Annotated in this window: 24 protein-coding genes; 7 read left to right on the forward strand and 17 right to left on the reverse strand. The window is 66.4% G+C overall.

Annotated features, from left to right (window positions below; all coding sequences use genetic code 11):
- Positions 1 to 3: 3 nt before the first annotated feature.
- The 5 genes from NNW99_RS17420 to NNW99_RS17440 all read right to left on the reverse strand — a co-directional run bounded on the left by NNW99_RS17420 (position 4) and on the right by NNW99_RS17440 (position 2,857).
- A complete protein-coding gene (locus NNW99_RS17420; protein WP_215120064.1) occupies positions 4 to 195 on the reverse strand; it encodes a mobile element transfer protein in 192 nt (63 codons plus the stop codon).
- Entirely contained in the window at positions 195 to 386 is a 192-nt protein-coding gene (locus tag NNW99_RS17425; protein WP_104783024.1) for a hypothetical protein, read from the reverse strand. The genes NNW99_RS17420 and NNW99_RS17425 overlap by 1 nt, the downstream gene beginning before the upstream one ends.
- 18 nt (positions 387 to 404) lie before the next feature.
- Positions 405 to 1,043 (reverse strand): DUF2637 domain-containing protein, encoded by a 639-nt coding sequence (locus tag NNW99_RS17430; RefSeq protein ID WP_215120065.1) that lies wholly within the window; start codon positions 1,041 to 1,043, stop codon positions 405 to 407.
- 84 nt (positions 1,044 to 1,127) lie between these two features.
- Positions 1,128 to 2,501 carry an FtsK/SpoIIIE domain-containing protein gene (locus NNW99_RS17435; RefSeq protein WP_215120066.1) on the reverse strand — a complete coding sequence of 458 codons (1,374 nt, stop codon included), beginning with the start codon at positions 2,499 to 2,501 and terminating at the stop codon, positions 1,128 to 1,130.
- Positions 2,502 to 2,506: 5 nt separating this feature from the next.
- Complete coding sequence (locus tag NNW99_RS17440) at positions 2,507 to 2,857, reverse strand: hypothetical protein (protein ID WP_215120067.1); 351 nt, start codon at positions 2,855 to 2,857, stop codon at positions 2,507 to 2,509.
- 367 nt (positions 2,858 to 3,224) lie between these two features.
- Between NNW99_RS17440 and NNW99_RS17445 the strand changes: the two genes are divergently transcribed.
- On the forward strand, positions 3,225 to 3,446 hold the full coding sequence (locus NNW99_RS17445; protein WP_251057841.1) for a hypothetical protein: 222 nt from the start codon (positions 3,225 to 3,227) through the stop codon (positions 3,444 to 3,446).
- Positions 3,447 to 3,468: 22 nt separating this feature from the next.
- On the opposite strand, the gene NNW99_RS17450 is transcribed toward NNW99_RS17445, so the two are convergent.
- From NNW99_RS17450 to NNW99_RS17460, 3 genes are all read right to left on the reverse strand, one after another.
- A complete protein-coding gene (locus tag NNW99_RS17450; protein WP_215120069.1) occupies positions 3,469 to 4,197 on the reverse strand; it encodes a GntR family transcriptional regulator in 729 nt (242 codons plus the stop codon).
- Positions 4,198 to 4,259: 62 nt separating this feature from the next.
- Positions 4,260 to 4,724 (reverse strand): ATP-binding protein, encoded by a 465-nt coding sequence (locus tag NNW99_RS17455; protein ID WP_215120070.1) that lies wholly within the window; start codon positions 4,722 to 4,724, stop codon positions 4,260 to 4,262.
- A gap of 288 nt (positions 4,725 to 5,012) precedes the next feature.
- Positions 5,013 to 5,753: a GntR family transcriptional regulator gene (locus NNW99_RS17460; RefSeq protein WP_215120071.1), complete on the reverse strand. Its 741-nt coding sequence runs from the start codon at positions 5,751 to 5,753 to the stop codon at positions 5,013 to 5,015.
- Positions 5,754 to 5,896: 143 nt separating this feature from the next.
- Here NNW99_RS17460 and NNW99_RS17465 point away from each other — a divergent pair, with 143 nt between their 5' ends.
- The gene (locus NNW99_RS17465; RefSeq protein ID WP_215120072.1) at positions 5,897 to 6,994 is read left to right on the forward strand and encodes a DUF1152 domain-containing protein; all 1,098 of its coding nucleotides are present in this window, start codon (positions 5,897 to 5,899) and stop codon (positions 6,992 to 6,994) included.
- A gap of 349 nt (positions 6,995 to 7,343) precedes the next feature.
- On the opposite strand, the gene NNW99_RS17470 is transcribed toward NNW99_RS17465, so the two are convergent.
- From NNW99_RS17470 to NNW99_RS17480, 3 genes are read right to left on the reverse strand one after another with little or no spacing between them, the layout of a single operon-like run.
- Complete coding sequence (locus NNW99_RS17470; RefSeq protein WP_215120073.1) at positions 7,344 to 8,027, reverse strand: MAE_28990/MAE_18760 family HEPN-like nuclease; 684 nt, start codon at positions 8,025 to 8,027, stop codon at positions 7,344 to 7,346.
- Between the two features lie 11 nt (positions 8,028 to 8,038).
- Positions 8,039 to 9,184, reverse strand: a complete 1,146-nt coding sequence (locus tag NNW99_RS17475; RefSeq protein ID WP_215120074.1) for a DUF262 domain-containing protein — start codon at positions 9,182 to 9,184, stop codon at positions 8,039 to 8,041.
- Positions 9,181 to 10,452, reverse strand: coding sequence for a DNA methyltransferase (locus NNW99_RS17480; RefSeq protein ID WP_215120075.1), 1,272 nt, complete (start codon positions 10,450 to 10,452; stop codon positions 9,181 to 9,183). The genes NNW99_RS17475 and NNW99_RS17480 overlap by 4 nt, the downstream gene beginning before the upstream one ends.
- Positions 10,453 to 11,602: 1,150 nt before the next feature.
- Here NNW99_RS17480 and NNW99_RS17485 point away from each other — a divergent pair.
- Positions 11,603 to 13,009 carry a hypothetical protein gene (locus NNW99_RS17485; RefSeq protein ID WP_215120076.1) on the forward strand — a complete coding sequence of 469 codons (1,407 nt, stop codon included), beginning with the start codon at positions 11,603 to 11,605 and terminating at the stop codon, positions 13,007 to 13,009.
- Positions 13,010 to 13,044: 35 nt separating this feature from the next.
- On the opposite strand, the gene NNW99_RS17490 is transcribed toward NNW99_RS17485, so the two are convergent.
- Both NNW99_RS17490 and NNW99_RS17495 read right to left on the reverse strand, forming a co-directional pair.
- Positions 13,045 to 13,335: a hypothetical protein gene (locus NNW99_RS17490; RefSeq protein WP_215120077.1), complete on the reverse strand. Its 291-nt coding sequence runs from the start codon at positions 13,333 to 13,335 to the stop codon at positions 13,045 to 13,047.
- A gap of 34 nt (positions 13,336 to 13,369) precedes the next feature.
- Positions 13,370 to 14,035: a TetR/AcrR family transcriptional regulator gene (locus NNW99_RS17495; protein ID WP_215120078.1), complete on the reverse strand. Its 666-nt coding sequence runs from the start codon at positions 14,033 to 14,035 to the stop codon at positions 13,370 to 13,372.
- Between the two features lie 43 nt (positions 14,036 to 14,078).
- Here NNW99_RS17495 and NNW99_RS17500 point away from each other — a divergent pair, with 43 nt between their 5' ends.
- Positions 14,079 to 14,852: an SDR family NAD(P)-dependent oxidoreductase gene (locus tag NNW99_RS17500; protein ID WP_215120079.1), complete on the forward strand. Its 774-nt coding sequence runs from the start codon at positions 14,079 to 14,081 to the stop codon at positions 14,850 to 14,852.
- A gap of 314 nt (positions 14,853 to 15,166) precedes the next feature.
- Here the strand turns inward: NNW99_RS17500 and NNW99_RS17505 are convergent, their stop codons facing one another.
- Positions 15,167 to 15,811 (reverse strand): LysE family translocator, encoded by a 645-nt coding sequence (locus NNW99_RS17505; protein ID WP_215120080.1) that lies wholly within the window; start codon positions 15,809 to 15,811, stop codon positions 15,167 to 15,169.
- 425 nt (positions 15,812 to 16,236) lie between these two features.
- Here NNW99_RS17505 and NNW99_RS17510 point away from each other — a divergent pair, with 425 nt between their 5' ends.
- Entirely contained in the window at positions 16,237 to 16,860 is a 624-nt protein-coding gene (locus NNW99_RS17510; protein WP_215120081.1) for a hypothetical protein, read from the forward strand.
- An 86-nt stretch (positions 16,861 to 16,946) separates the two neighbouring features.
- On the opposite strand, the gene NNW99_RS17515 is transcribed toward NNW99_RS17510, so the two are convergent.
- From NNW99_RS17515 to NNW99_RS17525, 3 genes are all read right to left on the reverse strand, one after another.
- Positions 16,947 to 17,375 carry an ATP-binding protein gene (locus tag NNW99_RS17515; RefSeq protein WP_251057842.1) on the reverse strand — a complete coding sequence of 143 codons (429 nt, stop codon included), beginning with the start codon at positions 17,373 to 17,375 and terminating at the stop codon, positions 16,947 to 16,949.
- Between the two features lie 59 nt (positions 17,376 to 17,434).
- Positions 17,435 to 18,277 (reverse strand): RNA polymerase sigma factor SigF, encoded by an 843-nt coding sequence (locus NNW99_RS17520; protein ID WP_215120082.1) that lies wholly within the window; start codon positions 18,275 to 18,277, stop codon positions 17,435 to 17,437.
- A gap of 302 nt (positions 18,278 to 18,579) precedes the next feature.
- Complete coding sequence (locus NNW99_RS17525; protein WP_215120083.1) at positions 18,580 to 19,563, reverse strand: helix-turn-helix domain-containing protein; 984 nt, start codon at positions 19,561 to 19,563, stop codon at positions 18,580 to 18,582.
- 253 nt (positions 19,564 to 19,816) lie between these two features.
- Here NNW99_RS17525 and NNW99_RS17530 point away from each other — a divergent pair, with 253 nt between their 5' ends.
- Both NNW99_RS17530 and NNW99_RS17535 read left to right on the forward strand, forming a co-directional pair.
- Positions 19,817 to 20,590 (forward strand): polysaccharide deacetylase family protein, encoded by a 774-nt coding sequence (locus NNW99_RS17530; RefSeq protein WP_215120084.1) that lies wholly within the window; start codon positions 19,817 to 19,819, stop codon positions 20,588 to 20,590.
- A 116-nt stretch (positions 20,591 to 20,706) separates the two neighbouring features.
- Entirely contained in the window at positions 20,707 to 21,909 is a 1,203-nt protein-coding gene (locus tag NNW99_RS17535) for a 4-hydroxybenzoate 3-monooxygenase (protein WP_251057843.1), read from the forward strand.
- Positions 21,910 to 21,960 lie beyond the last annotated feature (51 nt).

A 21,960-nucleotide genomic window follows, 5' to 3' on the forward strand; every position in this document is an offset into this window, starting at 1 on the left:
TCCTCAGCGGACGCGGCAGCGGTGGGTGCGCGCGGCCAGCTCGGCGGCGGCGCGGCTGTCGTAGTCCGTGGAGAAGCCGCAACGCGGAGCCGTACAGGCGGCGGTGTGCTTCTCGCGGCCCCGGCTGTCGTAGTAGGTGCCGACCTGGACGGGGCCGATGCGGACGACGCGGCGGAAACGGCGGTTGGCGGACATCAGGGCATCTCCTTGTCGGTCTCGCCGGTGAAGTCGGTGACGTGGTCGGCCAGCCAGCGCAAGATCTCGTCGCCCTCGTAGCTGTCGGCGGCGAGGATCACCGGCTCGGCGATCAGCACGGCTTCGGTGAGGCGGTTCTGTCGGGTCAGCTCGGCGGCACGCTTCAGCGCGCGGAGCGTGGACGGACGCAAGGTGGAAAGTCCTCCAGGTCAGGGGAGTTGAGTGGCGATGGTTTCGGCGAGCGGCATCGGGACACCGAGCCGGGCGCGAAGGGTCGAGGTGTCGATGTCAGTCCCGGTCCGGGCGCGGTGTTCGTCGGCGACCTTGTGCGCCATGGCGACGAGCGCGGGCGGTACCGGGGACGGCGACGGCGAAGCCGGCTCCTTGCCGACGGTGGGCAGTTCGGTCGATGCCGCAGTAGTGGGTTCGGGTGCTGTGGCCGTCGAAGGCGGCTCGGGTGCCGCCGCCGGAGCCTCTACGGGCTTCGGCGATCCGTGAGCGAGGAGCGTGCCGCCCAGGAAGGCCACCGCGGGCCAGCCCGCGACGAGGATGCGCAGCCAGGCCGGGACGTCGTCCAGGTCAAGCAATCCGGCCGTGGCGACGTTGGCTCCGAGCGACGCGATCAGCGCGACGAGGAACCAGCACCACCCGGCCGTTTTCGCCTCACCGGAGCGGAGCCGCCGCCAGGCGGCCACCAACAGCAAGTCGACGGAAACCGGGTAGGCCCACGCCTTCCAACCGTCCTGTCCGGCAGCCGAAGCCAGGTCGTGCAGGTGGGCGAAGGACAGTGCGGCGGCGATCAGCGCTTGAACGAGCACGGCGTCAACGCGGACGGGCAGAGTGCGCACGGCGCGACTCCTTCCGGTTCCAGGCATGGATGGGGTAGGGACTTGGCGCGGGACGGCCGCGCCGACCGTTGGAGCGCTTCGGCTCTAGTCGGTGACCGGCCGAGGGGCGGCCACGGGCCCGGACGCCTTCACAGGCATGGGCGGGGCGTACGGCCGGAAAGGCGTGAGCGCCGGTACGTCCGGGGCGAGGTGTGCCGTCTCGCGGCAGGTGGCCGCAGCGTCGGCAAGGGACAGGGGTGGGGTACGGATGCGGGACCAGCCGCCGGACGTGTCACCGACGACGGCGAGGCCGGGCAGCTCGGCAGCAACGGCGCAAGCCGCATAGACCGCCTCAGACGCGATGTCACCGAGAGCCATCTTGGCGGACGCTTCGTCGTTCACACGATGGCAGACACGGCCGGTCAGTTGGGCCCGCAGCATGGTGGCGCCCTTACCCAGCTCGGCCCCGAAGCGCTGTCCGCAGACCTCCAGGTAGATGCCGGCCGCACGGCCGAGCTGGGCGAGCCGGATGAGCTGGGTGACCATCTCGTCCCGCCGCTCTTCCTCCTTCCTCGTGGCGATGAGGAAGAGTTCGGCCACCTCATCGATGAACAGCACGACGGGCGCCGGCCGTTCGTTCTCCGGCAGCCCCCAGATGTCCGAGGTGATCTCTTCATCCGGAGTGCCGGGAGCGATGCCCTGCCGGGCCTTGATCAGGTCGTAGCGGTCCTCCATTTCCTTCACGAGCACGGGCAGCAGTTCGGCTGCCTGTTCCGGATCGGTGGCCAACGCGGAGAGCCGGGGCGCGAACGGCGCCAGCTCGACACCGCGCTTGCAGTCGATTCCCACCAGGACCACCGGCTGAGTGGCCAGCCCAGTGATCAGGTTCCGCAGGAACATGGACTTGCCCGACAACGTGGCGCCGAGCACGAGTTGATGCGGTACGGCTCGGTAGTCCCGCACGAACGCGGTTGCGTCCTCCTTCAGAGCCACCGGCACCTGAAGCAGGCCGACGTCCATCCGGCGAGGCATTCGCACCTTTCGCAGGACGTCGAACCCAACGAGCCGCAGTTCCACGACCCCAGGCTTGACTTCTCGGACGTACACGGCGTGAACGCCCCAGGCGTGCCGCAGCCGTTCGGCAGAGGCCGCCACGTCGGCAGGTTCCTGCCCCGGGGCGAGCCGCAGCCGGAGCCGGAGGCCGGTCGAGGTGGGCCGGATCATGCCCCGGCGAGGGGGCACAGGCCGGACCTCTCGCCGAGTGGTCGCCTTGACGGCCAGTGCCCGCCACCGGGACGGTTCGACCGTCAGGCCGCACGCATCCATGGTGGAGGAGTACGAGGCCAGTAGTCGGGCCACCGAGACCGGCAGTCCGACCGTGGACCAATACGCCGCCGGGTGAGCGTGCCGGGCGTAGGCCGCGCCGCCTATCGCAGCGAGCGACCCGCCCAGCTCGGCCCACGTCACCAGGTCGGTCACGTCGATCAGCCCGCCTCAGCCATCGGGAAGGCACCCGGAGCCACGGCGGTGGCCCGGTAGGCGATGCCGTGCCGCTGCTGGCCGTTGAAGACGGACTCCCACGGCCGGGCAATCAGCCCCGGCAGGGCGACCGGCGCCCCGAGCGTCAGCCCCTCGGCGACACCGCTCTCAGGAACCGTGACCTTGATCAGCGACGACTCCCCCTCCTCGATGTAGACAACGCCGATGGTCATCAGGGCCTCACCGCTCACGGCGTCCTTGGCGACCTCACCGGTCTGCCGGTCACGCACCTTCGGCGCCGGAGCTTCGGTGAGCAGGATCGTCGCGGTCGAGGCGTCAATGCGGATCACACGCACAGAGATTTCTCCTTCTGAGTCGATCAACTCGCCACCTGACAAGTTGACTTAGCAAGTTTGAAGCTACGGATGCCAGGTTGACTTGTCAAGTGTCTTCATTGCGGTCGCCGAGCAGCCCTACTACCCCGAGCGCACTATGGAGTTAGCAGCACAGGGAGGGCGCGACATGAGCAAGCAAGACCGCGCTCCGGACCCACAGTCTTGGGGCCCGCGCAACCCCCAAGGAGCAGCACCACCGCCGGCCTCCTGGCCAGGACCACCGCAGCAGGGGTCACCCCCAATGCAACCGCCGTATCAGGGCAGTACGGCACCCCCGCCGAGGAAGCGGCGCCGTGTCTTCCTGTGGGTCTTTCTCGCCGTACAGATCTTGTTCCTGGCCTGGGTCATAGCGGGAGCCGCGAGCGGCAGCGGAACCCCCGACGAGTGCAGGGGCCTGACAGGAAACGATCTGGAGGTGTGCGAGGACGCCGGCGATGTTGGAACCACGATCGGCGTGGGCCTGATAATCGGGCTCTGGGTAGCCGTCGACTTCATCCTGGCCCTCACATATCTGATCTACAGGCTTGCCAGCCGACGACCCCGGGACTGAGGCACATTCACCGGTTCACTCATCAGCCCAGCCGGTAGGTGTCCTCAAGTTCCTGCCGGTCAGCCGGAAGTAGCACGTCAGAGACTTGCAGCGCCTGCCCGGATGCGTCGCATGCGATGACGAGGACGCTCAGCACTGGCACGCCGTCCGGCAGGCCCAAGAGTCCCGCTTCATCCGCCTCAGGAAGTCGAGCGGAGACCCGTTCCGTGACATGGTCGAAACGGATCTTCTTCCTGGCTTCCAGGTGTGCGCGCACACCTCCGGCCAAGGTCTCAGCACTCGCCAGCTCGGTGTCCTCGGCCAGGCCCGCGGGGAAGTACGACGAGACCAGCTCGACGGCTTCGCCATCCTCCTCAACCAGGAAGCGGCGCATGAGCACCTTGGCTCGCTTCGGCAGCCCGAGCGCAGATGCGACCCGCACCGGAACGGGGACTTCAGCAACTTCGACGAGACGTCCTGCGATCTGCGACTCGTCGCGCTCCAGAGCCTCTCGCCCCCGCCGCCCCCTCTGCTCGACAACCTCCGGCCGACCCCGAACGATCGTGCCGTACCCCTGCCGGGACTCAAGCCAACCGTCACGCTTCAGCAGCTCCAGCGCCCGAACAACGGTCGGGCGGGACATCCCGAAGGCTTGCACCAACTGGTTCTCGCTGGGCACCCGCGTGCCGGGCGGGTACGTGCCGTCCTCGATGCGGCTCTGGATCGTCTGAGCTAGGCGCACGTACTTCGGTGCCGCCACTTCATACGCCATGAATGCCGCCTGTCGGGATTAGCCAAGTCAACTGGTCAACCAGACTAGCGACAACTGGAGCGTCAGAACAGGAGCGGAGTGAAGCCCTCGCTGGACGGCCAGGCGCCGGCCACGTCGCAGGAGACCATCGTCCCCCCGAAGCGGCTGGGCCCGGAGTGCCACGACTCGGCAATGGAGTCGACCAACAGCAGGCCGCGACCGTGGGCGTCGTCGGCCTCTGGTCGCCGCATCTGGACATTCGCAGGGAAGCCCGGGTTGTGCACCTCGATCCGAAGCGACGTCGCCACCCGAAACCACTCGACGCGCACCACCCAGGACTCATCCGCCCGCCCATAGAGAATCGCGTTGGTCACGAGCTCCGAGATCATCAGCGCGCAGTCGTCGATCGAGCAGGCCGGGTTGTACGGGGCGAGGAACTTCCGGAACCAGTGCCGGGCCCGAGGCACGGACTCCGCGACGGGGTGCAAAGTCATGGCACCGAGTCGCGGCCATTCCTCAGAAGGAAAGCGGTCGATCGTGTAGGCCATCCGCGCTCACTCCTTGCCGCTGCCGTCACAGTCGAGGCAGCGCCGTTTCGATGTGGCACGGTGGCGGTCGTTGGCCGTGGAGAGCGCCACAGCCGTACGGGAGCCAACGCGCTTCCAGCCGCGCCCGCGACAACCCCGGCAAGTTAAGTGCGCGTCCTCGTCCGGCCGCCGACTCGTCACCCGTGCCCCCTTCCGAATCAAGTGGCCTTAGCCACTTCCTGGATAGTGGCGTTAGCCACTTCGGCTCCGCAACCCGTTCGCCGCAACTCGCGGGACCTCAACGCCCCATCAGGTGAGCGGGTAGCCCTGCTCGAAGGCCCAGCGATGCGGCGGGTACGTGGCTTCGGCGAACTCCAACGGCCGGTCCTGGAGGTCGAAGACGACGTGGTGGACGATCAGGACGGCCGAGCCGGGATCCAGTTGAAGGTCAACGGCCTCCTCCTCCGTGGCACCCCGGGCACACATGCGATCTTCCGCGTAACTGCCCTGCCGCCCGGTCATGTTCTCGACGTACATGAGCGTTCCCTCTTGGATGCGCTCCGGCTCAAGCAGCCTCGGCGCCCGGTGGCCGACATCCGGAGCGAACCACGAAGTGGACAGCGTGATCGGCCCGTCCTGGTTGTTCGTCACGCGCCGCCGATGCACAGCCCGACGGTCCTTGACCAGGCCCAAACCCTCAGCGACGTGAGCCGGCGCCTCCATCCAACCGGTCGAGGTAATCACCGCGTACTCACCGGGCGTGTAGATCTTCCCCGTCTGCCGGGCCCGCCCGTACAACTCCCGCGCCCGCCGGTTGACTTCCAGGCTCCGCACGTACGTGCCCGATCCCTGGCGCTTCTCAACGAGCCCTTGATGGCTCAGCGCCTCCAACGACCGCGCGGCCGTGGGACGGGACACCTTCCAGTCCGCCGCCAACTGCCGCTCGGACGGGACCTCGTCGCCCGGTCGCAGGTCGCCCCGAAGAATCTGATCACGGATGTAGTGCGCGATCTGGAGATACTTCGGCTGAGCCTCCTCGATCTGCGGCATCAGTCCTCCTCACCCAACGTGGGCTCCAGGTGAGTAGTGGGGAACCCCGCTACCGGCCTGAGGCCGATTCTCGATACAAGTGGCTATGGCCTCTAGCCACTATAGGGTGAGTGGTCAACCCCGTACCCCGTAGGCTGAACCGCATGACGCGGTTGATCGTCGCAGCAGGAGGAGGGGGCGACGCCGTCGCCGCCGCAATGCTTCACGCCGCCCTTTACGGCGCCGAGGACCAGGCGGTGATCCTCACGTACGCGTGGGACCGCCTGTTGGTCGATCCAGTGCCGGGCCCCCGGGGCACGGACAACTTCACTGGCCTCAAGCCGCTCACCTCAACTGTCCGGGCAGTGCCGGCCGAGGCTCGCCCGATAGCTCCGGCAGGCTCCACCCTCCCCCGGCTCGCGGCGGAGCTCCCGCACACCATCGCGCTGATCGACCCGCACCACGGGGTCGAGGGCATCACACACCAACTCGAAGAGTTGGTAGAACACTTGGCTCCCGAGTCGATCGACCTCCTGGACGTGGGCGGCGACATCCTCGCCCGAGGCGACGAGCCGACGCTGAAGAGCCCCCTTGCCGACGCCGTCACGCTCGCTGCGTGCTGCCAGGTGAACGCAACTATCCGCCTCCTGGTGGCAGGCCCAGGTCTGGACGGTGAACTGCCCCTCGATGACCTACGCAGCGTGCTCGGCCCGCTCGTCCACACCTTCACCACGAAGGAAGTCGAGCCGATCGGCTCAGTCCTGGAGTGGCACCCGTCCGAGGCAACCGGAATGCTGGCAGCGACAGCCCGGGGCATACGCGGCACATGCGAGATGCGAGACGCCGGACTCCCAGTTCCCCTCACCGACGAAGGCCCAACTGTCCACGAGGTCGACCTGGACGAGGCGCTGAACCGCAACCAGCTGGCCCGCGCCATCCTGACCACCGCCACCCTGGACGAGGCAGAGGCACACAGCCGTGAGATCTGCGGCTACTCGGAAATCGACTACGAGCGCAACAAGGCCGCATGGCTCAAGGACCAGCCACCGGCGCAGCTCGTGCCGGAGACCGTACTGTCCGAGCTCGACCAGTTCGAAGCCGAGGCCCAGCTCCGCGGAGTCACTCACACGACGTTCCGCCGCATCACCGAGGCCCTGAACCTCAACGGCTCCCTCCGCGAAGACCTGCGCCAGTTGCTCATCAACAGCCGTCCGGAGCAGTACGACGCACCCTTGTGGCGCATCACAACCACTCCTGAGTAACAACCTTCTTCACGGGTTCAAGGCGGCTCGCTCCGCTCACCGCGCGCGGCCCGGCCCCCGGCCGGGCCTGCGCTCCTGTCTCCGCCCCGCTCCAGCCCGGCCGGCGCCCGGGCCGCGCACAGAGCAATCAGCCACCTGATGCCAGAGAGGGGGTACGTCGTGGCTGGGGCGGTCGGCTCCACGGCTTTAGGCAGCCACTTTGGCGCGAGCCTCGAAGATCATGGCCCCAACGTCGTGCTTTAGCGGGCAGGTCCACAGACTGCCCGACGCGCCGGAAGCTTACGGGGCCATGATCACTCGCGCCAAAGCAGCTCCAGCCCAAAGCCGCTCCACCGCCCGCGCGATTTGGTTACTCGCCAGCGCTCACTTGTCGTTTGTACCACTGCTCAGTTGCCGCAAGCGTAATAACGCGCATCAGGTCACGCATGAATTGCTCACACTTCTCCCGATGGGCTTCAAAGAGCGCAGGGGAAAAACGCTCTTTTCGGCTCCCATGGGCAATATCATTGCGGGCATTCTTAACGAACTCGATGGCATTGTATTGATGCTTGTTTACTTTATCGCCAGGTATAGCAAGCAAGTAAAGGCAGCGCCGAAGAACATCACGACCCATATTCATCTCCATGGAGACCGCCTCTTCGGCAGTAAGGGTCAACGGTACGGCCATTACGTCAAGTAGCTTTGAAGTGAAAGCAACCTCATTCTGAGCACGTCGCGTTAGTCGACCCTCATCGTCTTTATCGTCATCAGCTCCGACATTGCGGCGGAGGGCTGTGAACTCCGACGCCAAAGCGGAAGCAAGCAACTGAGGCTGCAATTCTGATGCATTGAGACTAGCTTCATTGATTGCCGTCACATAGACGTGAAATGAGTTACGAGTGAAGCCCTCTAAGTGTGCGTACTGCATGACCAGAATTGTCCGCATCGCAGCAGCAGTCCACGACTCCCGCTTGCTGTCACCTAGAAGCTGATTCCTAAGATGCCTCAGCTCATCAAGACGCCAAGCTAGATCCTCTTCAAGCTGCGCCCGCATCTCCGCAAGGTTCAATCCAGCACTCCCGCAAACCTCTCAGCGAAATAGCCGATCCGATCGCGCAGTTGAATCCTGTCGTTCTTTCCTCCGCCAGTCGCCTTGAGGAACATCTGATCTGACTTTCCGGCACGCACGACTTCGGCGAGCCGCCCCATCTGTCCAGGGTTGTCGAAATCGACACGATCAAGGACTTCCTGAAGGCCTAGAACAATGCCTTCGTAGTGGTAGACGGAAAATTGATTGCGAGGTTCTCCATTCGGGCCGATTGTGCCGAAAATCCTTGCGCCGTAATCAAGAATTTCAGCGATACGGCGAATCGCCTCGAAGGTCTTGCGGAATATCGCAGACTCGGATTCATAGTCAAATGACTCAGAATTCGACGGATCCGACACAGCTTCCAGATAGTCCGTCAGGAAGTCGGCAATGTCGTGCCTATAAATGTGACGGACGTTCTTGAAGGCGAAGAACCGAAGGACGAGCTCTTGGTCGAACTTCCTCTTGCCGGCATTCTCTGTAATGGCATCAATGCAGAACTTGAAGTCCTCATTTCGACTGAGGTTAATCAAGTACTGATTGAAATCATTCGACAGGAGCCGAATAGTCGCGTTGCGGACTTCCTGTTCCGCTAGCCGCTCACCACCTGTGTTAAGGCGTTTGAACATGTAGTAGCGGAGGCGCGGATCGCTCTCCTTGCGAAGAATCTCGGCCCTGACAAAGCTCCTCTTAAGCTTGATTCCGAGCGCACGGGGGAGCGTGTCATACGTCATGCCATTGAGCTGCGGGACGATGTCACAGTCGTCCAGAACCAAGGGCTCAAGCTTCTTGTCTTCTACTACCAACTGCCCGCGGAAGTGCAGGTAGGAAGAGATTCGTTGCAATCCATCGATGAGTTCGTAGACCCGGTCATCACGTTCAATGAGGAAGATCGGCGGGATAGGGAGTTCAAGAAGCAGCGACTCGATGAAGCGGGCTTGCGCTCCATCCGTCCACCGGAACATCCGCTGAAATTCAGGGTCAATAACAAGCTCGCCATCTGCATGCATGCTGGCAAGCTCATTGAAAGAGAAGTCGATACTCTGGGTGCGAACGGAGGTGATTTTGTAATCTACCGACTGGATGAGCTCATCGGGAGATGCTAGTGGAGCTTCATCGGTCACTGAGTCCTCCTGAAAGTGATGACCGTCTCCGATACCTCACCTTTTTTGTAGGCCTGGGCGGACCTATTTAGCGAGGTGAGCAGCCTGCGCACCGCATACGGTTTGCTCTTAACGAAGCGCCATGATCGCCTCTCAGCTTCTTCAATGCACATCTGAGCCAACGGAACAGGGATGTCTTTGTAATACGAATCTTGTACTACGAGGTGCATCTCTGCAGTCGATTTGGCCACCCGTGAGACCTCATCCATGCCCGACGACAAGTCGCGCATGTATTGTTGAACCTGCTTCAGGTAATATCCCGAGGAAGCCTTACTATCGTGGCGCGCTACCTTTGCGAGAAGTTCTGTAGCGGCAGAACCCAGGCTGAGAGCAGGCTGTTGCGTACGAGTCAATGTGGTGCCCATAAGGGCATACCGGAGGTCCTTCTCCGCGAAGATATCGATCCCGAGAACTGCAAGTTCGCGCGCATAAGCAATGGCATAGTCAATGCGCGTCAGGTAGGGCGGCGATGTAAGTACTAGATCGACTGATTGGTCTGCCAGTGGCAGATACGCGGAATCCGCCGTTAGGATCCCGCTGGGCGCGGTCGTTCGGGAGACTGAGCCAAGGCGCTCAGCCAAGAACCGCTGTTCTCTCACGATTAGTTCGTCAATTTCAGAGCGCCCAATATCGATCCGTTCCGCGTCTGACTTGGCTCGCTTAACCCAAGTAGGGTTACTTCCCTCGAAAGACTTGGTGGTTGCGCGGACAACTCGGAACAGTGCGACTGTGCCAGCGCTCGAAGCCGACGCGGCGGAAAATGTCTGCGCCCACTCTCGAAACCTTTTCGCGGTCCGCGGATTGAACCAAGATTCCAGTGGTTCGCTGCCCTCATACGCTCCGGAGGAATTGGGAGTTAGGATCGGAGGAGTATCCGGATTTCCACTACACCGCAGACGGGCTACGGTATTAGCTACGGGATTCCGATCGATTCCAATGGAGCGGAGTCCGAGACTGTTCGCGGCCAGCGTCGTTGTTCCACTGCCGTTCCATGGATCCAAGACGACAGCGTCACTCGATAGATGGTGTTCAGAGATCTTTCCGCGTGCCCACTCAAAAGAGAAACCTGCATAGTAAGGAAACGCATCGGCCATGCCAGCGGTTTCCGTTGCAGGCCGCTTGGGCGTGAGAGCGCCGCGGACCAGACGACCAGGTACATCCAGATCCGCCTCGCCAGGAATCGGCTCCTGAACGTAGTGTGCTTCCTGGCCTTCGGCTCGGACGTCCACTTTCCTTCTCTCGAGTTACGTGGTATCGGGCCGCTCCACTTTAACGCACGCTCACAACGCTGGACAGGGCGGGTATCCGGTAGGCAAGCTCTCCAACCTGGACGGCTCGCGAAGCGGCAGTAGACGCTGGTCGCCAGGGCCAGCGGTCAATACGTGCGGCCAGGCCGCTTTGCGGGCACCATCAGGCACGGTCGATGTGGGTGCCGGCAAACCACAGCCGCCAGACATGTTGGGCGTTCGGCACTCTGGTTGGTTTCGGAGCCAGAGAACGTAGGTCGCCTGGATCTGTGCCCACGAGGTCCCCGAGCGGAGGCACTACGGAGCCTGCCGCGCAGCTCGTCCCCGTCTACGGCCCGCGCGACGCGGGTTGCTGGGCGAGTACCGGCTCTCGACGCGCTCTCGTGCCCCCTCGGCGTCCGCTAGCCCTTCGCAGCCCGACACGGGTGCTGGAAGCTACCAGCGCTAACGACGTGCCAGACACGTGCCAGATGGTGCGGGGAACACCGGGGAACCAGCCACTCGCCCACCGGACACCAACGCCGCTCCGCCGCAGGTCAGTCATGTTCTCACCAACAGAGAACCCCAGCTTCCCAAGCTGAGAGCGCGAGTTCGATTCTCGTCACCCGCTCCACCACGAACCCCCAGGTCAGAGACCCGGGGGTTGTTTATTGTCTAGTCCAATTTGAGGGTGGCGTGCCCTTCGCGTGCCCTAAATCGAGGGCGAGTGACGTTCAGAAGGACCTTCTGGCGCCACTTCAGGCACCACGCCGCCGAATGATCTCAAATCGCGAGACGCCCTCTCAGTGACCTGGGCCACAAGGTGCACAAAGGCCAACCAAGTCGCTTAAGCAAAGCAGCAGTTGTCAGGTGCCTCAGTGCCGCTGCTCACGCAGTCGTCGCGCTCAGGAGTCCATCACCGACCAGTAGCCCGACCCCGGGCGATGGGGAGCGCCACCACCCCGTCTGCCTCCCACACCAGCCTGACCCGCAACCGGGCGTCTCTGCCCGATGGCAAAGTGGGTGGATGCTTCCTCCGCCTGGGGCGAGCGACATCACGATGTCTGCGCCCGATGCTTTCGACGTACCTGTATTCGTCAGACGCAGTTCCCCCCTGAGCCCCGCAGAACGGCCGTCGCGCCCAGAGGTAGAGATGGCCCGGAAGCGCTGGCCGGCTTCGCGCAGCATCCCTCCGGACGGGGACTACCTCGTCACCACCACGTGGCGCGCCCTCCTCGACGCCACCACCACCGTCGGCCGCGACATCACTCCGTGGGTCGCGTCCGTCCCCCGGCTGGCCCGCCGCGAGATCATGGCCCGACGGTATCCCCTGTCGGCCTATCTGGTTCGCGACAGCGTGCAGACCGACCAAGGACTCCGGCCGGGACGGAAGGTGATCCCTAGTGCCGTCTACTCCCACGGCACAGAAAACTCGACTCGCACTGCGTTCGGCTATCACATCGGCATGACGATGGCCGAGTGGGCCTGCCGCAGTCTCATGGGGCTCGGCCCGACGACGCATGCGGAAAGTGCAGCACCGCTTGGAGCTGCTCCAGGTTGGGCCAAGACCCGTAGCCTGCCCGACCTGTTCGGCACGCACCCGACGAATTCGGGAGTCTGGTTGGTCGAGGCGAAGGGAAGTCGTCGGCTGCACATGCCCTCCCGCAAGAAGGGAGCAAAGCAGCTGGATGTGGGTGCCCTGCTCCCCGTGCCACACCACAAAGTGCTGTGTGGCACGAGCCTTGAGGGGCGCCTCTTCATGATGATCGACGTCGAGAAGGTGGACAACGGCGGCGAGGACTCCGGGCCGGCCACTACGGCCGCTGCCGACGACCAGGATCAGGACAGCGGCGAGACGCTGCTGGAACTCGCGCGAGCCCGCATGATGACGTACTTCGCCTTGGCATCGCTGCCGCCCAACCTGCTGAGGGTCACCCCCGTCGGGAGACCCGAGATCGGACAGGGTCTGCAGCACTCCGACCCCTTGCGCCTGCTGGAGCACGACTCCGCCACGGATGGCCTGCGCCGACGGGTCCGCCGATCCGCCCCTGAGCGAACGATCCGCAACCATGACGGCCTGGACATGCTGATCGGCAGGATTCCAGGAACAGACCTCGTCCTCGGCATGTCTCGTCGGCTGTACGGTGCGTGCCGTGAACTCGCCGGGATGGAACGTCGCATCGCTGACCAGGCACGCGAGATGCGCCCCGAATACACACCGTACGTAAGCGAGATGCCGTCGGCACGAGATCTCGATGTACCGCTGACCGCTATTCCCCCAATGACGGACGACCGAGATCAGCAGGTGAGCGATCGGCAATACGCACGGCAGGCATTCGAGGCTCGAAGCCTGGTGCAGCACCTCAGGGCTGACCAGAGGAGCGAATACCTCGTAGCCGTTCGTCGCGGCTTTTCAGCCGGGGGCAACAGGACGTGGGAGCAGCTCATCGACGTCAGCCCCGAGCTTGCGCTCCCCAGCGAGGATGGATACCTGGAGGCCGCAACCACAGATACCTACCTCGCAGTCGAGCGAACAGCCCTCGATTTGGACGAGAAATAGCAGGTCGCTGGGTCCACAGACTGTCTAGCCCATTGTCAGCGGACGACGGACAGCCGGGTCCGGTTGTCCGTGCCGCCGTGCCTTTGGACCTCGCCCTCTTGCGCGGTGACAACGAGCCCGAAGATCAGGTCGTTGAGATCGGCGGGCCGGAGGTGAAGCTCGCGGGCCACGTCCGCAGGCCGCGTTCCCTCGCTGCGTAGGGCAGTGAACACCTTGCCCAGCACCTGGGAGGCCTCGCGGGCAACGCCGCTCCGAGGCTCCGACTTGCGGTAGCCGAGACGGCCTAGTTCCACGCAGTGGGTTCGGTACTGCCATTCGGTGGTCAAGCCCAGTTCGTGCAGCCGGTGCGCAAGAGCCAGATCAGTCCTGTTCTGGCGGCGGGTTGTGGCCGCCTCGGTCCTTGTGGCCGGTGGTGATGGCGTCCCCGAAGGACGCGGCGAGTGCTCGCGCGATGAGGTCGGGCAGTTCCGTCTGTCCGTCGTCCTCGGCCCAGCGCGTCAAGGCCGTGTGCATCGCGGCCAGGCATGCGCTGGTCGCCGCCTGGGCGCGGAACGCGGCGTCATGGGTCGTCGCGTCGTCCGGGCCGAGGGCGTCGACGATGGCCTGCTGGAGCGCGTACTGGCTGTCCAGATGCCGGGCCCGCAGTGCGGGCGTCGAGACCATCAGCCGGAGGCAGTCCAGCAGGAACCGCTCGCTCACTGCCGGCTCGTTCCCCTCGTCACCGGTCAGCACCGTGGCCGCATCGACGAGTGCGCTACCGACGCGGCGCACCACGGGCTGGGTCGCGGGCGAGGCGGCGACCTTCTCGGTGATGAGCCGGGCGGGCTGGTCGATGAGGACGAGGTCCTCCTTGGTGGGGAAGTGCCGGTACACGGTCATCGCCGAGACACCGGCGGCCTCGGCGACTTCGGCCACCGTCACCGTGTCGTAGCCGCGGTCGGTGAACAGCCGTACGGCGTGCTCCTGGATCACGCGCCGCGTCCCGGCTCGCTGCCGTTCCCTCAGGGTGGGCTTTCGCTCCGTCATGTGGTAGACACTATCGCAATGTTAGTAACTAACATTCGGTGGGGTGGACGGTGTGAGTGGTCAGGTCGGCAGGACGGCTTTGGTGACGGGTGCGTCGCGTGGCATCGGCCAAGCGATCGCAGCCCGGCTCGCGGCGGAAGGGGGCATGGTCATCGTGCACTTCGGCACGGACGAGAGCGGGGCGGCGGCCACGGTCGAGGCAGTGGAACGGGCTGGTGGGGCCGCCCGCGCCGTCCGGGCCGAACTGGGCGTGGACGGCGATGTCGAGACGCTCTTCGCCGGTGTCGAGGACTGCTTGTCCGGTAGACCGCTCGACATCCTCGTCAACAACGCCGCGGCCGCACCGGCCGGTCCGCTCGGCGCGACGACCCGGGCGGAGTTCGACCGCCTCTTCGCGGTCAACGTGCGAGCGCCGTATTTCATCGTCGAGCGCGCATTGCCCCTGCTGCGTGACGGCGGCCGGATCATCACGATCTCATCGGTGGCGACCCGGATGGCCAACTCGGCCCAGACGTCCTTCGCCATGACGAAGGCCGCGGTCGAGACGATGAGCAGGACCCTGGCCAACCAACTCGGGCCCCGGGGGATCACGGTGAACGCTGTCGCTCCCGGAGCCACCAGGACAGCGGCCAACGGAGCCGTCTTCGACGTGCCGGGCCTCGCCGAACAGATCACGGCTTTGACGGCACTCGACCGGCTGGGCGGGCCCGACGACGTCGCCGATGTCGTCGCCTTCCTCGCATCCGACGCCGCTCGCTGGATCACCGGCCAGGTCATCGACGCGAGCGGCGGCCTGTTCCTCGGTCCACGCGTCTGACCGACGACGGCGACGCGACGACCGGAGTGATCGCCCCCTTTTTTTCTTACGGTCACGGCTATGGGACCCGACCCTGCCCGCATCCACCACGTGGGCCACATCGTCGAAACCCGGCTCAGGCGATCAGCCTGTACGAGCGGCTGGGGTTCGTCATGCCACCGCCCAGCTGCCGGCCGGCGATGCCCGAGTGTCGGCCGGTTCGTGGCGAGTGTGGTGGGCTTGGCGGGGGTGAGTGATCTGCACCCGCGGGTGCCGTCACCGTCCCTGTATCGGCGCTCAGGGCAGGGTTGGTGTCACGGGCCCGCGGGCCTGGGTCAGGTGGAGACAGGAGTGCGGGACAGGGCGGTGCGCAGGACGAAGGCGCCGAGCAGGCCGCCTGCCGTGAACCGTTGGGCGGTCATGGCGCGGGGGCGGGCGGCCAGGAACCCCGACACCCGTGCCGCGCCCAGCATGATCAGGGCGTTGACGGAGATCCCCACGATGATCTGCACACCACCGAGCTGGAGCAGTTGCCCCCAGGCCGGACCTGCCTGCGGGTCCAGGAACTGGGGCAGGAGGGCGGCATACATCAGAGCGATCTTGGGGTTGAGCAGGTTGGTCAGCAGCCCCATCGAGAACAGGCGGGCGTCGGAGACCGGAGGCAGGTCCTGGGCCGGGGCGAAGGGCGAGCGGCCGCCGGGCTTGAGCATTCCCCAGGCGAGGTAGGCCAGGTAGGCGGCCCCGGCGAGCTTGACCACCGTGAACGCCACCGGCACGGCGGCGAACAACGCGGACAGGCCCGCAGCCGCGGCCAGCAGATAGCACACAAACCCCAGGGCGGTCCCACTGAGGCTGACCAGGCCCGCCCTGCGGCCCTGGGTGATCGCGCGGGAGGCGAGGTGGATCATGTTCGGTCCCGGGGTCAGGGCCATGCCCAGTTCGACCAGGGCCACTCCTCCGACTGCGGTCAGAGTGATCACCGGTCAGCCTCCTGGTCGTTCGTCGGGTACCCGATAGGGATGGGGGTCGCCCGGCTGCAAAGCACGGCAGCAACGCATCAGCAGCGTCTGCCTCGCCTGCTGCACAATACGGCCATGCTGCTCCCTTGTCGTCGTAGATCGCGACGGATGTGGGGGGCTGGAGGCGGTCGGCGGCGGTGAGTACGGCGGTGTGGGTGCCGTGGCCTGAAGTGGCCTGCGGGCGCGGGAGAGATCAAGGGCGCCTACACCGATGTTCAGGTCTATCCCACGCACACGACCAAGTAGGGGTCGCCGTCGGCCCGGTGGCTGATGAGCCTGGGCGACGCCGTGTCAGCAGGGCATGGCCGCGGTGTTGTCACTGGCGGGTGCGATGATCGCCGTGGTCGGCGAGGGCCGCGCTGATGTCTTGACTCCGGGGGGCTGGAATGGGCGTGTGGCGGGAGCTTTCCGCGCGGGTGGAGGAGCGGTTGGAAGCGGTGTCGGCCGGTGAACGGGGCGTGTTCGCGGCCGGGGTCGCGGAACGGCTGATGAGTCGGCACGAGGCGCTGCCCGTGGAGGAGCAGGCGCCGTTCACTGTGAGCCTGCGGCCGCTGCTGAATTCCGTGTGGGAGGGCGTTCTTGGTGATTCGACGGTCTTCTCGGCGGTGAAGCGCGGCGTGGCCGAGTACATGCTCAGCGAGTTCTGCCACAACGACGGTCAGGACGGGCCTGACGATGCGGACGAGCCCGCCGGGGCGGCAGTGTTGTATGCCGCGCATGCCTATCTGTTCGGGTGCCGGGATTTCGCCGTATGGACCAGCCGGCGGGCCGTGGAGGCTGTCGACCAGTATCTGGAGTACCTGGCCGGGCAAGAAGAGAACGAGGTTCCTGACCCGGACGAAGCGCTGGGTTTCGAGCTTCAGCGGCAGCTGCAGGATCTTGATCGCATCGCTCGCTACTCGAAGGATCTTCGTTACTCCAGCACGGGATTGCCTGTCGACACGTCGGTCCGGCTCCGCGTGGAGCTGCGTGCCCCGCTCTCCGGTCGGAATGAGTACGAGATCGGTTGAGGCAGCGTCCGGCAAACGCCCCCCCAGGCCCGCCAGGCCCGCCAGGCCCCAGGCCCCAGGCCCCAGGCCCCAGGCCCCCGCAGACCCTAGGCGGTCGTTGTCTCCCCGGCCGGCGGCGGCAGGCGGAAGCAGGCTGTGACCGACTTTCCGTAGGGGCAGGGGCGGGCCTCCCAGTCGTCCGCGAGGGCCTCGACGAGGAACATGCCCCGGCCGCCGAGGCGGTCGCGGCTGGGTTCGCGGGGGGTGGGCAGGGCGGTGTCGTCGTCGTGCACGGTGGTGTGCAGGCACTGGCCGTCCCAGGTCATCACGAGCCGGGCGCTGGAGTGGGCGTGCACATGGGCGTTGGTCACCAGCTCCGAGATGGCCAGCAGGACATCGTCCACCGTGCGTGAGGTGCTGCGGGACCAGGCGAGGGTTTCCAGATGCTCGCGCGCCCAGTCGCGTGCCGCCTTGGGACCGCTGCTCATCGGGATCGAGCGGGCCCAGCCCACCGCCCGTACTGACGCTTGGTCCACTGCGTCTCCTCCTTGCCAGGATGCCGCTGTGCCGCGCACGCGCGGGGTCTCAACCAGGCTCACGCGTCGGTGAGCATGCCTTCGCGCAGGCGGGCCAGCAGGCGGGAGACCAGACGCGAGACGTGCATCTGCGAGTAGCCGAGGCGTTCGCCGATCTCCTTCTGGGTGAGTTCCTCGACAAAGCGCCAGTGCAGGATCTGCCGGTCGCGTTCGTCGAGTTCGGCGATCATCGGGGCCAGGGCGTGGAAGTCCTCGACCAGTTCGAGGGCGGTGTCCTCGGCGCCGATGAAGTCGGCCAGGACCGTTTCACCGTCCTGGCCGGTGTTGATGGCCGCGTCCAGGGAGGAGGAGTTGTAGCCGTTGGAGGCCAGCCGGGCCTCGCGGACCTCCTCCTCCGGCAGGCACATCAGCTCGGCCAGTTCCTTGGTGGTCGGCGTGCGGCCCAGCCTGCTGCGGAGTTCCTCGGTGGCGCGGGTCAGCTGGGCACGCGCCTCCTGCAGACGCCGGGGCACGTGCACGGCCCAGGAGGTGTCGCGGAAGAACCGCTTGATCTCGCCGACGATGTACGGCACGGCGAAGGAGGTGAACTCGACCTCGCGGGTCAGCTCGAACCGGTCGATGGCCTTGATCAGGCCGATCATGCCGACCTGGACGATGTCCTCCATCTCGCCCGGACCGCGGCTGCGGAACCGGCCGGCCGCGTAGCGGACGAGGGACATGTTCATCTCGATCAGCGTGTTGCGCGCGTACTGGTACTCGGGAGTGCCCTCCTCCAGTACGGCGAGCTGGTCGAAGAACAGCTTCGACAACTCCCGTGCGTCCTTGGGCGCCACCTTCGAGGGGTCCGCTATCTCCGGCAGGCCGGTGGCGGTCTCAGCGACAGCGTGCACGGTTGTCGTCATGATCTGTTCTCCCAGTCGGCCGACCTCTGCGATCGTCGGCTCGGGCCGACGAAGCCGCGTCTACCCCGTTTTTCGCGGCGCACTCTCCCGGAGCATGCCGGTCGGCGGAGAAGCTGCCCATGCCGTCTCGGGTCTCGCGTGACTTCGCAGTCCACCCCCGTGGGACTGAGTGATCGCGCTGAGGGCGCAGGGCGCTTGGGCAGCTCCCTCCCGGATCGGATCCGGGTGACCGACATCAACAGGGTGCCGGGTGCTCGACGGGCTTTCGATAGCGGGCAGTCCACAGCTGATTGGCATGGCGTCTACTCGGGGAGGCGCAGGTGGGTTTTCTGGCGGTAGTCCCTCGGGGGGATGCCGTAGGCGGAGCGGAAGGCGCGGGTGAAGTCGGCGGGGCGGGGGAAGCCCCAGCGGGCGGCGATGGCGTGGATGGGGGTGGTGGCGAGGGCGGGGTCCGCGAGGTCGCGGCGGGCGTGGTCCAGGCGTTGTGTGCGGATCCAGGCGGCGATGGACTGCTCTTCGTGCGCGAAGAGTCGGTACAGGTAGCTGCGGGATATGTGGTGCGCGGCGGCGATGGCGGCGGGGTTCAGGTTCGGGTCGTGGAGGTGGTCCCGTACGAAGGCACGGATGCGCAGGACGAGTGTCTGCTGTCGGGTTTCCGGTGGGAGGGCGTTCTCCGTTTCGAGGGCTTGGGCGAAGAGCGCCGACAGCAGGTCGACCGCCACGGACCCGAGCCGCGGTCCGTCGGAGGGCTGGTAGGCGTCGGTGCCTCGTGCGAGCTGTGTGAGGAGTTGTCTCAGCAGGGAGCCGAATCCTTCCCGGACCGACAGGTGCAGACCGGTCACGTGGTTCAGCCGGTTCCGTGGCAGGGGCAGCAGCGCCTTCGGGACCTCAAGGCCTACTCCCGTATGGGGGAGCGAGCCGTCGCCGCCGTGGACGTCGACGGTGCGCGACGTGTCGACGACGCACAGGCTGTCGGGGCCGTACTCGGACTCCTCCTCGTCCCGCACGGTGCGCAGCGCCCCGCTCAACGGCAGCGACACGTGCAGGCCCTCGGGGTCGGACTGCCGGATCAGCTTCGGCGAGCGCCGGAAGCACACCGGCTGGAACGTGGTGGGCCACACGGACACGGCACCGAGGTCCAGCACACGTTGAGAGGCCCGGAAGTCCGCCCGGTGGTCGCTGCGCAATTCGAGCGGAGCATGGGTCCGGCTGACCAACTCGCGCCAGCAGTCGAACCGGTCCGCCGCCGGCACGTCGTCGCTCCGGAACACCGTCTCGTTCAGCATGTCCCTCCTCGCCGCCTCATGGGTCCTGGCCCGGGGTGCCTCCTACCCCTCCCCGAGGAAAGGTAGGTCAGCGGCGCGTGCTGTTCCGAAGCCGGCGCTCAGGGGGTGGCCCCGCCGAGTTGTCCCCGCTCTCCCCCGAGATTGTCCGTGCTCGGTAACGGAGGGATCCCCCGGCCGCCGCTTCTCGTCATGCCAGGTGGTCGCACGGTGACCGGGCAGCATCGGTGAGGAACTGCGGGAGAGCGGGGCGGACATGGCGCGGCACGGCGGCGGGCGGGGCTGGTACGGCAAGGTGGTCGGGGCGGCGCTCGGGGTGACGATGCTCGCCACCGGTGCGTCGGTGTGGACCGCGCAGGCCGGTGCCACGGGCGGCTCGGCGCCGAATGCGAGCGCATCGGCCGCCCCCGGCGGTGACGTCGAGCCGGTCGCGGCGGGCATCGCGCACGCCTCGGACAAGGGAGCGCGCGGTGTCAACATCACCATCGACGACGGCCCCGACCCTGTGTGGACCCCCGAAGTGCTCGACGTGCTGCGGGAGTACGGGGTGAAGGCCACGTTCTGCATGGTGGGGACGCAGGCACAGGCCCACCCGGACCTGGTGAAGAAGGTCGTCGCGGCCGGGCACCGGCTGTGCGACCACTCGGTGTCGCACGACACCACCATGGACAAGAAGTCCGAGGCCTACCAGTCGCGGCAGATCCTCGACGCCGAACGCATGATCACCAAGGCGTCCGGGGGCGTACGGCCGATGTACTACCGGGCGCCCGGCGGGGCCTTCACCCCCTACAGCCGCAAGCTGGCCGCCTCCCGGGGCATGCGCCCGCTGGGCTGGAACGTCGACTCCAAGGACTTCGAGCGGCCGGGCACGGACGCCATGGTCGCCACCGTCGAGCGGGAGTTGTCCAACGGGCCGACGATCCTCTTCCACGACGCGGGCGGCGAACGCTCCCAGACCGTCGAGGCCCTGCGCCGGATCCTCCCCTGGCTCAAGGAGCAGGGCTACTCCTGCGGCTTCCCGGTGCGCTGAGGACCATGGCCCCGACCACCAGGAATGCACCCGAAATGGGTAATGCGAGCGCGACCTTCCTCGTTCAGGTGATTTTCGTCAAGTAAGCCACTTCACGGGATCTACTATCCCGTCTCGTGACAGACAGGCAGACCCGGAGCACGGCCGACGTGGTCGTCCTCGGGGCCGGACCGGCCGGGCTCGTGCTCGGGAATCTTCTTCAGGAGCGAGGGGTCGACTGCGTCGTCCTGGAGCGCGCCGAGCGGGGTCACGTCCAGACGCGGGCGCGTGCCGGGTTCCTGGCGGCCAACACCGTGCGGATCCTGGAGCGGCACGGGCTGGCCGAGGGGCTGCGGCGGCGGGGGCGGGCGCACAGTGTGTGTGAGTTCCGCAGCGCGGACGGCCGGTTCCGGCTGGACTACGGGGGGCTCGGGCTCGGGGAGCGGCACACCGTCTATCCCCAACAGCAGCTCGTCACCGATCTGTTGACGCGGTTCCTCGTCGGCGGTGGACGTGTCGAGTTCGGCACCGAGGCCGTGGCCGTATGCGACGCCGACACCGAGCGGCCCTCCGTGAGCGTGCGCGAGGCGGAAGGGCGGCCCGGGCGGTGGCGGGCGCGGTACGTGGCGGGGTGTGACGGGCGGTACGGCGCGGCCCGGCGGTCGCTGCCGGACGGCTCGGTGCGCCGGTACCACTGCGACCACGGCGTGAGCTGGCTCGGACTGCTCGCCGAGGCGCCGCCCAGTCTCGACGCGGTCGGGTACGCCGTGCACGAGCGGGGATTCGCCGGGCACATGGCGCGGACCAGCGAGATCACCCGGTACTACCTGCAGTGCGAGCGCGGTACGGCGGCCGACGCCTGGTCCGAGGAGCGGATCTGGGACGAGCTGGAGCTGCGGATGCGGGGCGCGGAGTACGGTCCGCTGCGGCGGGGCCGGATCGCGCGGCGGGGCGTCGTCGACCTGGAGTCCGATGTCCTCGAACCACTGCGGCACGGTGCGCTGTTCCTCGCCGGCGACGCCGCCGGTCTCATCAGCCCCTGCGCGGCCAAGGGCGCCAATCTCGCGGTCCTGGAGGCCGAGATCCTCGCCGACGCCCTGGTCGACGATCTCCTCCACGGCGACTCCGCGGGGCTCGACGCCTACTCCGCGCGGTGCCTGGCCCACATCTGGCGTGCGCAGGAGTTCTCGGACTGGATGATCCGGTTGCTGCACAGTCCGTCCGGTGCGCCGGAGGGCCCCTCGCCGTTCCATGACTCGCTGCGGCGCTCCCGCATCGCCTCGCTGCGTACGTCGCGCAGCCACCAGGACTGGTTCGCCGAGCACTACGTCGGTGTCTGAGGTCCCTCCCCGTTCCCCCCGTTTCCCCCCGTTCCCACCCCTTCTTCCCTC

This window comes from Streptomyces sp. CRCS-T-1 (genome assembly GCF_024442335.1).
GTDB classification, from domain to species: domain Bacteria; phylum Actinomycetota; class Actinomycetes; order Streptomycetales; family Streptomycetaceae; genus Streptomyces; species Streptomyces koelreuteriae.

Coding starts and splice junctions, on each gene's coding strand:
- NNW99_RS17420 (WP_215120064.1), bottom strand. CDS start 195: ATGTCCGCCAACCGCCGTTTCCGCCGCGTCGTCCGCATCGGCCCCGTC.
- NNW99_RS17450 (WP_215120069.1), bottom strand. CDS start 4,197: ATGGCGTATGAAGTGGCGGCACCGAAGTACGTGCGCCTAGCTCAGACG.
- NNW99_RS17455 (WP_215120070.1), bottom strand. CDS start 4,724: ATGGCCTACACGATCGACCGCTTTCCTTCTGAGGAATGGCCGCGACTC.
- NNW99_RS17460 (WP_215120071.1), bottom strand. CDS start 5,753: ATGCCGCAGATCGAGGAGGCTCAGCCGAAGTATCTCCAGATCGCGCAC.
- NNW99_RS17465 (WP_215120072.1), top strand. CDS start 5,897: ATGACGCGGTTGATCGTCGCAGCAGGAGGAGGGGGCGACGCCGTCGCC.
- NNW99_RS17470 (WP_215120073.1), bottom strand. CDS start 8,027: ATGCGGGCGCAGCTTGAAGAGGATCTAGCTTGGCGTCTTGATGAGCTG.
- NNW99_RS17485 (WP_215120076.1), top strand. CDS start 11,603: ATGGCCCGGAAGCGCTGGCCGGCTTCGCGCAGCATCCCTCCGGACGGG.
- NNW99_RS17495 (WP_215120078.1), bottom strand. CDS start 14,035: ATGACGGAGCGAAAGCCCACCCTGAGGGAACGGCAGCGAGCCGGGACG.
- NNW99_RS17510 (WP_215120081.1), top strand. CDS start 16,237: ATGGGCGTGTGGCGGGAGCTTTCCGCGCGGGTGGAGGAGCGGTTGGAA.
- NNW99_RS17520 (WP_215120082.1), bottom strand. CDS start 18,277: ATGACGACAACCGTGCACGCTGTCGCTGAGACCGCCACCGGCCTGCCG.
- NNW99_RS17525 (WP_215120083.1), bottom strand. CDS start 19,563: ATGCTGAACGAGACGGTGTTCCGGAGCGACGACGTGCCGGCGGCGGAC.
- NNW99_RS17530 (WP_215120084.1), top strand. CDS start 19,817: ATGGCGCGGCACGGCGGCGGGCGGGGCTGGTACGGCAAGGTGGTCGGG.